The sequence below is a fragment of the Streptomyces cinnamoneus genome, from assembly GCF_014650495.1.
Classification (GTDB): domain Bacteria; phylum Actinomycetota; class Actinomycetes; order Streptomycetales; family Streptomycetaceae; genus Streptomyces; species Streptomyces cinnamoneus.
On the sequence record NZ_BMVB01000006.1, the window covers coordinates 148,886 to 162,664 of the forward strand.

12 protein-coding genes are annotated in these 13,779 nt (G+C 74.1%); 5 read left to right on the forward strand and 7 right to left on the reverse strand.

Features of this window, described 5'->3' with window-relative positions; translation table 11 throughout:
- Positions 1 to 2: 2 nt before the first annotated feature.
- The 7 genes from IE182_RS11220 to IE182_RS11250 all read right to left on the reverse strand — a co-directional run bounded on the left by IE182_RS11220 (position 3) and on the right by IE182_RS11250 (position 7,798).
- On the reverse strand, positions 3 to 1,400 hold the full coding sequence (locus tag IE182_RS11220) for an aldehyde dehydrogenase family protein (RefSeq protein ID WP_190109578.1): 1,398 nt from the start codon (positions 1,398 to 1,400) through the stop codon (positions 3 to 5).
- Entirely contained in the window at positions 1,397 to 2,401 is a 1,005-nt protein-coding gene (locus tag IE182_RS11225) for a proline racemase family protein (RefSeq protein ID WP_190109579.1), read from the reverse strand. Before IE182_RS11225 ends, IE182_RS11220 begins: the two co-directional genes overlap by 4 nt.
- A gap of 94 nt (positions 2,402 to 2,495) precedes the next feature.
- A complete protein-coding gene (locus IE182_RS11230) occupies positions 2,496 to 3,404 on the reverse strand; it encodes a dihydrodipicolinate synthase family protein (protein ID WP_190109580.1) in 909 nt (302 codons plus the stop codon).
- On the reverse strand, positions 3,401 to 4,900 hold the full coding sequence (locus IE182_RS11235) for an FAD/NAD(P)-dependent oxidoreductase (protein WP_190109581.1): 1,500 nt from the start codon (positions 4,898 to 4,900) through the stop codon (positions 3,401 to 3,403). Before IE182_RS11235 ends, IE182_RS11230 begins: the two co-directional genes overlap by 4 nt.
- Positions 4,881 to 5,195 (reverse strand): (2Fe-2S)-binding protein, encoded by a 315-nt coding sequence (locus IE182_RS11240; protein WP_190109582.1) that lies wholly within the window; start codon positions 5,193 to 5,195, stop codon positions 4,881 to 4,883. Before IE182_RS11240 ends, IE182_RS11235 begins: the two co-directional genes overlap by 20 nt.
- A 32-nt stretch (positions 5,196 to 5,227) precedes the next feature.
- Positions 5,228 to 6,373 (reverse strand): NAD(P)/FAD-dependent oxidoreductase, encoded by a 1,146-nt coding sequence (locus tag IE182_RS11245; RefSeq protein WP_190109583.1) that lies wholly within the window; start codon positions 6,371 to 6,373, stop codon positions 5,228 to 5,230.
- 45 nt (positions 6,374 to 6,418) lie between these two features.
- Complete coding sequence (locus IE182_RS11250) at positions 6,419 to 7,798, reverse strand: aminopeptidase P family protein (RefSeq protein ID WP_190109584.1); 1,380 nt, start codon at positions 7,796 to 7,798, stop codon at positions 6,419 to 6,421.
- Positions 7,799 to 7,928: 130 nt separating this feature from the next.
- Here IE182_RS11250 and IE182_RS11255 point away from each other — a divergent pair, with 130 nt between their 5' ends.
- The 5 genes from IE182_RS11255 to IE182_RS11275 are packed head-to-tail and all read left to right on the forward strand — an operon-like array spanning position 7,929 to position 13,675.
- Positions 7,929 to 9,683, forward strand: coding sequence for an ABC transporter substrate-binding protein (locus IE182_RS11255; RefSeq protein WP_190109585.1), 1,755 nt, complete (start codon positions 7,929 to 7,931; stop codon positions 9,681 to 9,683).
- 14 nt (positions 9,684 to 9,697) lie between these two features.
- Positions 9,698 to 10,633 (forward strand): ABC transporter permease, encoded by a 936-nt coding sequence (locus tag IE182_RS11260; protein WP_190109586.1) that lies wholly within the window; start codon positions 9,698 to 9,700, stop codon positions 10,631 to 10,633.
- Positions 10,630 to 11,616 (forward strand): ABC transporter permease, encoded by a 987-nt coding sequence (locus tag IE182_RS11265; RefSeq protein WP_190109587.1) that lies wholly within the window; start codon positions 10,630 to 10,632, stop codon positions 11,614 to 11,616. Before IE182_RS11260 ends, IE182_RS11265 begins: the two co-directional genes overlap by 4 nt.
- On the forward strand, positions 11,616 to 12,650 hold the full coding sequence (locus IE182_RS11270; protein WP_190109588.1) for an ABC transporter ATP-binding protein: 1,035 nt from the start codon (positions 11,616 to 11,618) through the stop codon (positions 12,648 to 12,650). The genes IE182_RS11265 and IE182_RS11270 overlap by 1 nt, the downstream gene beginning before the upstream one ends.
- The gene (locus IE182_RS11275) at positions 12,647 to 13,675 is read left to right on the forward strand and encodes an ABC transporter ATP-binding protein (protein ID WP_190109589.1); all 1,029 of its coding nucleotides are present in this window, start codon (positions 12,647 to 12,649) and stop codon (positions 13,673 to 13,675) included. The genes IE182_RS11270 and IE182_RS11275 overlap by 4 nt, the downstream gene beginning before the upstream one ends.
- Positions 13,676 to 13,779 lie beyond the last annotated feature (104 nt).

The window sequence follows — 13,779 nt, forward strand, 5'->3', positions numbered from 1 at the left end:
TGTCACATTGTGCTTTGCGGTGCCAGGGTGTACGTGCGGCTCGCCGTGTAGAACTCCAGCGCGGCACGCCCCTGTTCGCGCGCACCGTGCCCGGACGCCTTCGCCCCGCCGAAGGGCAGGTGGAAGTCGACGCCCGTCGACGGTGCGTTGACGCGGATCATGCCCGTGTCCAGGCCGTCCAGTCCCTGCAGCACCGCATCGAGGCCGGCGGTGTGCACCGAGGTGACGAGCCCGTACGGCACGGAGTTGACGAGGCGCACGGCGTCGGCGAGGTCGTCGGCGGGCAGCAGGGCCGCGACGGGGCCGAAGACCTCCTCCCGCAGCAGGCCGTGGCCCGGCGCCACCTTCTCCACCAGCGTCGGCGCCGCGTACCAGCCGGGGCCGTCGACGGCAGTGCCCGCGGCGAGGACGGACACCCCGTCCAGGGCCCGGGTGAACTGCTCGCGCGCCCGCTGGGAGATGAGCGGCCCGCAGACGGTCGCCGGGTCGGCCGGGTCGCCCACCGGGAGCGCGCGCAGCGCCTCCCCGAGGGCCTCGCGCAGGGGGGCGAGGGCGGCGCCGACGGCGATCACCCGGCTGGTGGCGGTGCACTTCTGGCCCGCGTACCCGGCGAGGGCGGCCGCGATGTGGGCGGCGGCCCGGCCGATGTCGGCGTCGGGCAGGACGATCGCCGCGTTGAGCCCGCCCATCTCGGCCTGGACGGGGACGCCCCGGGCGGTGGCCGTGCGCACGACGTCGGTGCCGACGGCGGTGGAGCCGGTGAAGGAGACGACGTCGGCGGCGCGCAGGACGGCGTCGCCCTCGGCGGCACCGCCGGGAACGATGCGGAACACCCCCTCGGGCAGCGCCTCCCGGGCGATGTCGGCCAGCCGCAGCGCACAGGCGGTCGCCTCGGGCGCGGGTTTGAGGACGACGGTGTTGCCGGCCGCCAGAGCCGGCGCGGCCTTCCATCCGGGGATGGCGAAGGGGAAGTTCCACGGGGTGATCAGGCCCGCGACGCCGTGCGGCCGGCGGCGGGTCAGCAGCAGCCCCTCTCCGGCGGCCGGCTCGTGGACGGCGCCGGTGGGCTCGTAGGGGGCCTGGGCGTAGTAGCGCCAGATCGCGGCGGTGCGGGCCACCTCGGCCCGCGCCTCGGCGAGCGGCTTGCCCACTTCCCGTACGGCCAGGGCGGCCAGCTCGCCGGCGGCGGCGTCGACGGCGTCGGCGACCCGGCCGAGCGCCGAGGAGCGGGCGGCCGCGCCGGCGCGCAGCCACTGCGGCTGGGCGGCGCGGGCCCGCTCGACGGCGTCGGCCGCGGCCGCGGGGCCGGGGGCCCGGAGCCGCACGAGGACGTCGTCGGGGGCGGTGGGGTTGCGGGAGACGACGAAGGCCGGTTCGGTGGCGGCCGGTTCGGTGGTCACAGGAGGAAACCTCCGGGGAAGGGGTCGTCCGGGTCGAGGAAGTACTGGGCGGTGCCGGTGATCCAGGCGCGGCCGGTGATGGTGGGGACGACCGCCGGCAGCCCGCCGACCTCCGTCTCCCCCACCAGGCGGCCGGTGAACTCCGTCCCGATGAAGGACTCGTTGACGAAGTCCCGCTCCAGCGGGAGCGCGCCGCGCGCGTGCAGCTGTGCCATGCGGGCGGAGGTGCCGGTGCCGCAGGGGGACCGGTCGAACCAGCCCGGGTGGATGGCCATGGCGTGCCGGGAGCGGTGCGCGTCGGAGCCGGGCGCGGTGAGGTAGACGTGCTTGAGGCCGCCGATGCCGGGGTCCTCGGGGTGGACGGGCCGGTCCGGTGAGGCGTTGACGGCGTCCATGACGGCGAGCCCCGCGGCGAGGAGCTCGTCCTTGTGCTCCCGGCCGAACGGAAGCCCCAGCGCGTCGGTGTCGACGAAGGCGTAGAAGTTGCCGCCGAAGGCCAGGTCGAACGTCACCTTCCCGTGGCCGGGCACGTCCAGCGTGCGGTCCAGGCCGACGCAGAAGGCGGGCACGTTGGTGAACGTGACGGCCTTCGCCGCGCCGCCCTCGACGTGCACGTCGGCCGTGACCAGCCCGGCGGGGGTGTCCAGCCGCACGGTGGTGACGGGCTCGGTGACCGGCACCATACCGGTCTCCACGAGCACGGTGGCGACCCCGATGGTGCCGTGCCCGCACATCGGCAGCACGCCCGAGACCTCGATGTAGAGGACCCCGTAGTCGGCGTCGGGGCGGGTGGGTGGCTGGAGGATCGCGCCGCTCATGGAGGCGTGGCCGCGGGGTTCGTACATCAGGAGCGTGCGGAGGTGGTCCAGGTGCTCCATGAAGTGCAGCCGGCGTTCGGCCATGGTGGCGCCGGGTATGACGCCCACTCCGCCGGTGATGACGCGGGTGGGCATGCCCTCGGTGTGCGAGTCGACGGCGTGGAAGACGTGACGAGTGCGCACGGACGTCCTTTCAGCAGGTGGCTGCGGGGGCAGGTGGCTGCGGGGGCAGGTGGCTGCGGTGGCAGGTGGCTGCGGGGGCAGGTGGCTGCGGTGGTCAGTGGTGCCCGTCGGCGAGCGCCTTCTCGGTGGCGGCGCGCACCGCGGCGGCCGTCCCTCCCGTCAGGGGGCCGCGCGGCGGCCGGGTCGGGCCGCCGTGGCGGCCGGCGAGGTCCATGGAGACCTTGATGGCCTGGACGAACTCGGTCTTGGAGTCCCAGCGCAGCAGGGGGTGCAGCGAGGCGTAGAGGGGGCGTGCCGTCTGCAGGTCCCCGGCGACGGCCGCGCGGTACAGCTCGGCGCAGGTGGCGGGGAAGGCGTTGGGGTAGCCGGCGATCCAGCCGACCGCGCCGGCGACGGCGAGCTCCAGGAGGACGTCGTCCGCGCCGATCAGGAGGTCCAGTTCCGGGGCCAGTTCGGCCAGTTCGTAGGCGCGCCGGACGTCGCCGCTGAACTCCTTGACCGCCACGATGCTGCCCTCGCCGTGCAGGCCGGCGAGGAGGGCGGGGGTCAGGTCGACCTTGGTGTCGATGGGGTTGTTGTACGCCACGACCGGGATCTGGGCCCGGGCGACCTCGGCGTAGTGGGCGCGGACGGCACTCTCGTCGGCGCGGTAGGCGTTCGGCGGCAGCAGCAGGACGGAGCCGCAGCCGGCCTCGGCGGCCTGGTCGGCCCAGCGGCGCGCCTCGGCGCTGCCGTACGCGGCGACGCCGGGCATCACGCGCGCGCCGTCGCCGGCCGCCTCGACGGCGGTGCGCACGACGCGGGCGCGCTCGTCGTCGGTGAGGGTCTGGTACTCGCCGAGGGAGCCGTTGGGCACGACGCCGTCGCAGCCGTTGTCGATGAGCCAGCGGACGTGCTCGGCGTAGGCGTCGTAGTCGACGGAGAGGTCCGCGCGCAGCGGGAGCGCGGTGGCGACCATGATGCCGCGCCAGGGTCGGTCGGTGTTCCAGGAGGTGGCGGTCATGTGCGGGAACCCTTCTTCGGTGGGTGAGCGGGTCGTGCGGCCGGGGTCGTCCGGGCCGTGTCAGGGGGGTCGGAGCCCAGGACGCCGAGGGGGACGGGCACGGCGAGCGGCCGGCGTTCGGCGGACGGCGGTACGGTCCCCTGCGCCGTACCGGCGGCCGCCAGGCAGGCCACGGCCGCCCCGCACGTCCGGCCCTGGCACCAGCCCATGCCGGCACGGGTGAGGAGCTTGACGGTGCGGGCGTCCCGGGCGCCGAGGTCGCCGGCCGCCTCGCGGATGCGGCCGGCGGTCACCTCTTCGCAGCGGCAGACGTCCGTGTCGTCGGTGAGCCAGCCGGTCCAGCCGGGGCCGGGGGCGTGGGCGGCGGCCATGGCGTCGGCGAAGGCGCGCATGCGGTCCCGGCGGCGGCGCAGCTCGCGCATGCGCCCGTCGTGGGCGAGGGCGGGCCGGGGGCACAGGTGGGCTGCGGCCGCCCGGGCCGCCATCTCGCCCTCGACGACGGCCAGTTGCCAGCCGCCCACTCCCCCGGTCTCGCCCGCGGACCACAGGCCGGGCACCGAGCTGCGCTGCAGCTCGTCCAGGACCAGGGCGTCCGTGCCGTCGGCCGTGCGGCGGGTCGCGCAGCCGACGGTCGTGGCGAGCTCGATCTGCGGGGCGAGGCCGTGCCCGGCGGCCAGGGCGTCGCAGACGATGCGGCGGTCCGTTCCGGGAAGGGGCCGCCACGCACGGTCGATCCGGGAGACCGTCACGGCTTCGACGCGGTCGGTGCCGTGGACGGCGGTGACGGCGCTGCGGGTGCGCAGCCGCACCCGGTGGCGCAGCAGCAGCGAGCCGTGGACGACGGCTTCGAGGAGTTTGTGCGGGTTGGTGGCCAGGGCGCGCGGGTGGCGGGCGTAGCCGAGGTAGCCGGCCGCCTCCACGACGGCGGGGACGCGGGCGCCGGCGGTGGCGAGCGAGGAGGCCACGGCCAGCAGCAGCGGCCCGCTGCCCGCGACGACGATGCGCCGGCCGGGCAGGACGAGCCCGGACTTGAGCATGGCCTGGGCGCCTCCGGCGCCGACGACTCCGGGCAGGGTCCAGCCGGGGAAGGGCAGGTGCCGCTCCTGGGCGCCGGTGGCGAGCAGGACCGCGCGGGCGTGCACGCGCACCGGCCGGTCGCCGTCGCCGTCGGGGCCGGTGAGGGCGTGCACGGTCCAGGCGTCCTCGCCCTCCCGGGTCACGGTCCACACGTGGTGGCCGGTGAGGTGGTCGGTGCCGCTCGCCGTCAGGCGTTCGCGCAGTGCGGTGAAGGCGGGCCATCCGTGGTGCAGGGCCTGCGGCCGGGCGGCGCCCGTGGCGGGGGCGGGATGGCGGAAGAACTGGCCGCCGGTCTGTGCGGAGGCGTCCAGCAGGGCGACGGACAGGCCGAGTTCGCGGGCGGTGACGGCGCCGGCGAGGCCGGCGGGGCCGGCGCCGATGACCGCGAGGTCGTACGGCTCAGACGCCGAGCGGGGCATGGCCGTGTCCTTCCTGGGTGGTGACGGCGTCCCCGGGCCGGGCGGGGACCAGGCAGGCCCGCTTGTTGGGCTGTCCGTTGACGGTGGCCAGGCAGTCGTAGCACTGGCCGATGCCGCAGAAGGCGCCGCGCGGGCGGCCGCCGTCGCGGGTGGTGCGCCAGGCGAGGATGCCGGCCCCCCACAGGGCGGCGGCGACGGACTGGCCGGGCAGGGCGGTGACCGTACGGCCGTCGAAGGTGATCTCGAACGGCGGGCCGGGGTCCGCCCCGACGAGGTCGGCGGGGGTACGGGCCACTGCGGGCCTCCTCTCGACGGGGGGTGGGCTGCTCAGGCGGCGGCGAAGCGGCCGGGGCGGAAGGGCGTGACGTCCAGCGGTGGTTCGCCGCCCGTCAGCAGCCGGGCGATGATCAGGCCCGTCGCCGGGGCGAGTCCGATGCCGGCGCCCTCGTGGCCGCAGGCGTGCAGCAGGCCGGGCACGCGGGGGTCGGCGCCGATGGCGGGCAGGTGGTCGGGCATGTAGGGGCGGAATCCGGCGTACGTCCGCAGGGCGCGCACCCGGGCGAGCACCGGGAACAGTGCGGTGGCCTGGGCGGCGAGGCGGCGCAGCACCTCCACGGAGAGGGTGCGGTCGAAGCCGACCCGTTCGCGGCTGGCGCCGATGAGGACCGGGCCCGCGGGGGTGCCCTCGACGACGGCCGAGGTCTGCAGGGCCGCGGAGGCGCTCGCCACGTCGGCGACGTAGTCGGCCGCGTAGACCTTGTGCCGTACGACGCGCGGCAGCGGTTCGGTGACGAGCACGAAGCCGCGGCGGGGCAGGACGGGCAGGTACGCCCCGGCGAGCCGGGCCAGTTCACCGCCCCAGGTGCCGGCCGCGTTCACCACGCAGGGGGCGTGCAGGGTCCCGGACGGCGTCCGTACGCCCCGTACTTCGCCGCCGGGGCCGGTGAGGACGGCGGTGACCTCCTCGCCGGTGCGCACCTCGGCCCGGGAGGCGCGCAGCAGGTGGGCGGCGGCGAGGGCGGGCTGGACCTGGGCGTCCTGGGGGTAGTGGACGCCGCCGGGGAGGCCGGGGGCGAGGTGGGGTTCGAGGTCGTGCAGCCGGTCGGCGGGTATCTCCCGGGCCGTGACGCCGGCCGTGGCCTGGGCGGCGGCGAAGTCCCGCAGCGCGTCCAGGCCCGGGCCGGTGGAGGCGACGACGAGGCCGCCTTTGGGCTCGTACTCGGTGTGCTGCGGGAGGTCTTCGGCCAGGGTGCGCCACAACCCGGTGGAGAGCAGGGCGAGGTCGAGCTCGGGGCCGGGTTCCTTGTCCGAGACCAGCAGGTTGCCCTCGCCGGCCCCCGTGGTCCCGCCCGCGACGGGGCCACGGTCGACGACGGTGACAGTGAGGCCGGAGCGGGCGGCGTAATAGGCGCAGGCGGCGCCGACCACCCCCGCTCCGACGACGATGACGTCGGGGGATTTGCTCGTAGGCACCCCAGTAATATTTCACATTGCACTACGGGTGCCAAGAGCTTCCGATCAGTCTTCCCGTCCCTCCAGCAGCTCGCCCATCCACGCCTCGACGGCCTCCGGCGTGCGCGGCAGCGCTCCGGACATCAGCCGGGCGCCGTCAGCCGTGATGACCAGGTCGTCCTCGATGCGCACGCCGATGCCGCGCAGTTCGGGCGGCAGCGTCTCGTCGTCGGGCTGGAGGTAGAGCCCGGGTTCGACCGTGAGGACGTGACCCTCCTCCAGGACGCCGTCGAGATAGGTCTCCGCCCGCGCCTGGGCGCAGTCGTGGACGTCGAGACCGAGCATGTGGCCGCTGCTGCAGAGGGTGTAGCGGCGGTGGAAGTCGCCCTCCGGGCTCTTGAGCACGCCCCACTCGGCCAGCCCCTCCGCGATCACACGCATGCCGGCGCGGTGGAAGTCGCGGAAGCTCGCGCCGGGGCGGAGCGCGGCGATGCCCGCCTCCTGCGCGGCGAGGACGAGGTCGTAGACCTGCCGCTGGACGGAGGAGAAGCGGCCGGACAGGGGCAGGGTGCGGGTGATGTCGGCGGTGTAGAGGGTGTCGGTCTCCACGCCGGCGTCCAGGAGCAGCAGGTCGCGGGCGTCGAGGGCGCCGTCGTTGCGTATCCAGTGCAGGGTGCAGGCGTGCGCGCCGGAGGCGGCGATGGTGTCGTAGCCGGTGCCGTTGCCCTCGGCGCGGGCCCGCAGGCCGAAGACGCCCTCGATCCACCGCTCGCCCCGCGGGTGCGCCAGGGCGCGCGGGAGCGCCCGTACGACGTCCTCGAAGCCGGCGGCGGTGTGGTCCACGGCCGCCTGCAGCTGCCCGACCTCCCAGGCGTCCTTGACCAGCCGCAGTTCACTCAGCGCCGAGGCGAGGCCGGCGTCGCGGGACGCGTCGCGGCCCGGGGGGAGCTGACCGTACGCCTCCAGGTGCGCGCAGCGGATGCCGGTCATCCGCTCGGCCTCGTCGAGGTCGGGGCGGCGGCCGACCCAGAACTCGCCGTAGCGGCGGTCGCGGTAGAACTCCGGGCCGCTGCGCGGCGAGCGGGGGCGGACGTAGAGGACCGCCTCGTGCCGGTGCGGGCCGTCCGGCTCCAGGACCAGCACGTGGCCCGCCTGGTCCTCGCCGGTCAGCCCGGTCAGCCAGGCGTAGGCGCTGTGCGGGCGGAAGCGGTGGTCGCAGTCGTTGGAGCGGACCCTCAGCTCCCCCGCGGGGACGATCAGCCGCTCGCCGGGGAAGCGCGCCGAGAGCCTGGCGCGGCGGTGCCCGGTGAGGTCCGCGGCGGGCAGCCGGATGCCGGCGGGCAGCGGCGTGGCCGCCCAGTCCCCGGCCATGAAGGTCTCGAACTCCGGGGAGACGGGCAGATCGTGACTGACCGTCCGGGGCGCAGCGGCCGTCGGTTCGTTCATGGGGATCCTCCTCGGACACAGGTGGGTAACGGAGCGACTGATGCCTTGTCAGTGCAATTTCACATTACTATGTTACGGGTCACATTTCAGCCAGCGTTCGGCTGTTCGACTGTTCACGGAGTGACCACTGATGAACAAGCGCACCTGTACCGCTCTCGCCGCCCTGCTGGCGGCTCCTCTCGCACTCGGTGCGGCCGGCTGTTCCGGCGGTGAACGGCAGTCGGACGACGGCAAGGACGGCGGGCGGAAGAACCCCGCCGCCGCCAACGCGGGCGCCGTGCTCGGCGGCACCCCGCAGAAGGGCGGCACGCTCACCGTCCTGTCCAACCAGGACTTCACCCACCTCGACCCCGCCCGCAACTGGGTCATGAGCGACATGGACTTCGGCACCCGGCTGCTCTACCGCACGCTGGTGACCTACCGGGCCGCCCCCGGGGCCCAGGGCGGCGAGATCGTCCCCGACCTCGCCACCGACCTCGGCACCCCGTCCGACGGCGCCCGGACCTGGACGTTCCACCTCAAGCAGGGGGTGAAGTACGAGGACGGCACCCCGGTCACGGCACAGGACGTCAAGTACAACGTGGAACGGTCCTTCTCCCCCGACCTGCCCGGCGGCGCCGACTACGCGGCCCGTTACCTCGCCGGCGCCGAGGGCTACCGCGGCCCCGCCGAGGGCAAGCACCTCGACTCGGTCAAAACACCGGACGAGCACACGATCGTCTTCGAACTGAACAAACCCTTCGCGGAGTTCCCCAACGCCACCGTGATGCCCACCTTCGCTCCCGTGCCGCAGTCCCGGGACAAGGGCCCGCAGTACGACAACCGGCCCTTCTCCTCCGGCCCCTACAAGGTCGACTCCTACGACCGGAACAAGAAGCTCGTCCTCGTGCGCAACGACCACTGGGACCCGAGGACGGACGAGGTCCGCAAGGCGTACCCCGACAAGCTGGTCGTCGTGATGGGCCTGAAGGCCAACCAGATCGACGACCGCCTGATAGCGAGCCAGGGCGCGGACGCGTCGGCCGTCTCCTGGGGCGCCCTGCGACCGGAGAGCGCGGCCAAGGTGCTGCCCGACGCCCAGGTCAGACAGCGGCTGCTCGCCGAGTCCCAGAACTGCACGGACATGGTCCAGATGCACACCGGCCGGGCCCCCTTCGACGACGTCAGGGTGCGCCGGGCCGTGCAGTACGCCCTCGACCGGGAGGCCGTCATGACGGCCTCCGGCGGGCCCGCCTTCAACGACCCGTCGACCGCCTACATGCCCGCCGCGCTCTTCGGCGGCAAGCAGCCCGACACCCTGAAGATCCCCGCCACCGGCGACGCCGGGAAGGCGAAGGAGCTGCTGAAGGAGGCCGGCAAGCCGGACGGCTTCTCCACCAAGATGACGGTCTCCTCCGGGGACAAGGGCCGGGCGGAGGCGATCCAGCAGTCCCTCGGCAAGGCCGGCATCAAGGTCACCATCGAGACCATCGACCCGTCCGCGTTCTACGCCACCATCGGCGACACCAAGAACCGCACCGACATGGTCTACACCGGCTGGTGCCCCGACTACCCCTCCGGCTCCACCTTCCTGCCCTTCGTCTTCGACGGCCGCTTCGTCAAGGAGAAGGGCAACTCCGGCAACCACTCGCTCTTCCGCGACGACGCGACGATGAAGCGGATGGACGGCATCGCCGCCATGACCGACCCGAAGCAGGCCACCCGGGCGTGGCAGCAGCTGGACGGCGAGATCCTCGCCAAGGCCCCGGCCGTCCCCGTGCTGGTCCGGCGCTGGCCCCTGGTGCTGGGCACCAACATCGCCGGGGCCTACGGGCAGACCTCCTTCGGCGGACAGCTCGACTACGCCACGGCCGGCCTCAAGGACCCGTCCAGGAGCCAGGGCTGAGGGGCGGGCGCACCATGACCACCACCGCCCCCTCCCCGTCCGCGCTCCCCACGGGCAACGGCCCCTGGCGGCTCGCCCGGCGAGAGCTGCGCCGCCGCCCCTCCGTGACGGTCTCCCTCGCCGTCGTCGCCCTCTTCCTGCTCATGGCGGCCGGCGCGCCCCTGCTCAGCGCGCTCGCCGGATGGTCCCCCGAGGAGTTCGACAAGAACGCCGTCGACCCCTATCTCGGCGGCCGGCCGATCGGCCCGCTCGGCGGCGTCTCCGCCGACCACTGGCTCGGCGTGGAGCCCGTCACCGGCCGCGACCTGTTCGCCCGCGTCGTGCACGGCGCCCAGGTCTCGCTGCTCATCGCGCTGACCGCCACCGCCATCGTCGTCGTCACCGGCACCGCGGCCGGCATCGCGGCCGGCTACTTCGGCGGCCGCACCGACGCCGTCCTCTCCCGCCTGATGGACCTCACCATGTCCTTCCCGTCCCTCATCTTCATGATCGCGATGATGTCGGTGGCGAAGGACGTCAACCGCGTCCTGCTGATGACGGCGGTGATCGGGCTGTTCGGCTGGCCCGGCGTCGCCCGGGTCGTCCGCGGTCAGGCCCTCTCCCTCAAGCACCGCGAGTACGTGGACGCCGCCCGCGTCGGCGGCTCCGGCCCCTGGCGGATCCTCACCCGCGACATCCTCCCGGGCGTCTCGGGCCCGGTCATCGCCTACACCACCCTCATCGTCCCCGGCATGATCGCCACCGAGGCGGCCCTGAGCTACCTGGGCGTCGGCGTCCGGCCGCCCACCCCCTCCTGGGGCCAGATGATCGCCGAGAGCGTCGCCTTCTACGACACCGACCCCATGTACTTCGTCGTCCCGAGCACCTGCCTGTTCCTGACGGTGCTCGCCTTCACCCTGCTCGGCGACGCGCTGCGTGACGTGCTCGACCCGAGGAGCAGCCGCACATGATCCTCTACACCGCCCGCCGGCTCCTCGGCGTCGCCGGGGTGCTCCTCGCCATCGCCGCCGTCACCTTCACCGTCTTCTACGTGCTGCCCTCCGACCCCGCGGCCGTGGCCTGCGGCAAGTCGTGCAGCACCGACCGCCTGGAGGCGATCCGCGCCCACATGGGGCTCGACCGGCCGCTGTGGCGGCAGTTCGCGGACTTCGTCACCGGCATCTTCACCGGCCGGACCATGGGCAGCGGCCGGTACGCCCTGCACTGCTCGTTCCCCTGCCTCGGCTACTCCTACGAGAACTCCGCATCCGTGTGGGCCCTGCTGATGGACCGCCTGCCCGTCTCGGCCTCGCTGGCCCTGGGCGCGGCCGTGCTGTGGCTGCTGCTGGGCCTGAGCGCGGGTGTCACCGCGGCCCTGCGCAAGGACACCCTCACCGACCGCGCCCTGATGGTCGGCGCCGTCGCCGCCGCGTCGCTGCCGGTCTACTTCACCTCGATGATGCTGATCTACGGGCTGATCCGGGTGGCCGGGCTGCTGCCCTACCCGCAGTACGTGCCGCTCGGCGACGACCCCCTGCACTGGGCGTCGAACCTGCTGCTGCCGTGGCTGGCCCTGGCCCTGCTGTACGCCGCCATGTACGCGCGGCAGAGCCGCAGTTCGATGATCGAGGCGATGGCGGAGCCGTACATCCGCACGGCCCGCGCCAAGGGCCTGCCGCGGCGGACCGTCGTCGTCAAGCACGGGCTGCGGGCCGGCATGACCCCGATCCTCACCCTCTTCGGCATGGACCTGGGCGGGCTGCTGGCGGGCGCGGTGATCACCGAGTCGATCTTCGGGCTCCCGGGCATCGGCCGGCTGTTCTACGGGGCCCTGTCCACCGGCGACCAGCCGGTGATCCTCGGCGTCACCCTGATGGCCGCCGCCTTCATCGTCGTCGCCAACCTGGCCGTCGACCTGCTCTACGCCGTCGTCGACCCGCGAGTGAGGTACTGATGGCCGACGCACCCCTGCTGTCCGTGCAGGACCTGACCGTCACATTCCCCACCCCGCGCGGCCCGGTCCGGGCGGTGGACGCGCTCGGCTTCTCGGTGCACCGTGGCCGGACGCTCGGCATCGTCGGCGAGTCCGGATCCGGCAAGTCCGTCACCTCCCTGGCCGTGATGGGCCTGCACACCGGCGCCGAGGTCACCGGCTCCGTCGTCCTCGACGGACGCGAGCTCGTCGGCCTGCCCGAGCGGGAGCTGAACCGGCTGCGCGGCCGCCGGATGGCGATGATCTTCCAGGACCCGCTCTCCAGCCTCCATCCGTACTACACGGTCGGCGAGCAGATCGCCGAGCACCACCGCGTCCACTTCGGCTCCCGCCGCGCCGCGGCCCGCCGGCGGGCCGTGGAGATGCTCGGCGAGGTGGGCATCCCCGAGCCCGCACGCCGGGCGGGCGAGTACCCGCACCAGTTCTCCGGCGGCATGCGCCAGCGCGTGATGATCGCCATGGCGCTCGCCTGCGAGCCCGAGCTGCTCATCGCCGACGAGCCGACGACCGCCCTCGACGTGACCGTCCAGGCGCAGATCCTGGAACTGATCGCCCGGCTGCAGCAGGACCGGGGCCTGGCCGTCGTCATGATCACGCACGACCTCGGCGTCGTCGCCCGCGTCGCCCAGGAGGTGCTGGTGATGTACGGCGGGCGGGCGGCCGAACAGGCCCCGGTGGACGACCTCTTCGCCGCCCCGGCCCACCCCTACACCCGCGGCCTGCTCGACTCCCTGCCCCGCCTCGACGACCGGGACGACGAGCCCCTGCGGGCGATCCCCGGCAGCCCGCCCTCGCTCCTGGCCCCCTCCCCCGGCTGCGCCTTCGCACCGCGCTGCCCGCGGGCGGCGGCCGCGACGGGCGCCGAGCGGCGCCGGTGCGAGGAAACGCGGCCGTCGCTCGTCCGGGACCACGACCGCCTGACGGCCTGTCACCTGTCGCCGCGTGGCGACACCGGGGCCGCCGAACGCCCCGCCCGCAACGGAGGGATCCGATGACCACGAGCACCACCGCCGGGCCGCGGGCCGCCGAGCCGCTGCTCTCGTTGCGGGACGTGACCAAGACCTTCCCGGGCGGGCGGCGGCGCACGGGCGCCGGGGCACCGGTCCGTGCCGTCGACGGCGTCAGCCTGGACGTGGCGGCGGGCGAGACCCTGGGGCTGGTCGGGGAGTCCGGCTGCGGGAAGTCCACGACGGGCCGCATGATCGTGCGGCTCCTGGAGCCGACCACCGGATCGATCACCTACGACGGCCGCGACATCGGCCACCTCGGCCGGCGCGAGCTCAAGCCGCTGCGCCGGGAGCTGCAGATGGTCTTCCAGGACCCGCACTCCTCGCTCAACCCGCGCCAGACCGTGGCCCGCATCATCGCCGACCCGCTGCTGGTGCAGGGAAGCCCGGCGGCCGAGGCGCGCCGCCGGGCCGCGGAGCTGATGGAACTCGTCGGGCTGATCCCCGAGCACCTCGACCGTTTTCCGCACGAGTTCTCCGGCGGGCAGGCCCAGCGCATCGGCATCGCCCGGTCGCTCGCCACCAGGCCGCGCCTGATCGTCGCCGACGAACCGGTCTCGGCCCTCGACGTCTCCGTCCAGGCCCAGATCGTCAACCTCATGGAACGGCTGCAGCGCGAACTGGGCCTCGCCTACCTCTTCATCGCCCACGACCTGTCGGTGGTCAAGCGCGTCTGCGACCGGGTGGCGGTGATGTACCTGGGGCGCATCGTCGAAGTCGGCGCCAAGGAACGGGTGTACGCGGCGCCCGCCCACCCCTACACCCGGGCGCTGCTCTCCGCCGTGCCACTGCCGGACCCGGCGGCGGAGCGGGCCCGTGAGCGCATCGTGCTGCCCGGGGACCCGCCCAGCCCCGCGACACCGCCACCGGGCTGCACGTTCCATCCGCGCTGTCCGAAGGCGCAGGAGATCTGCCGGAGCGAGGCGCCGCTGTTGCGGGTCGCGACGGCGGGCGAGGCGCGGGAGGTGGCCTGTCACTTCCCGGAGACCGACCCGCCACCCAACGGAACCTGATCGTTCACTTGAGTTTTCCCGGCAACCCGATTCCCCTAAGGGGTTGTCAGTAACATTTCACATTACTACGTTACGCATCACATGGCGCTGCTGCGGACCCCCAC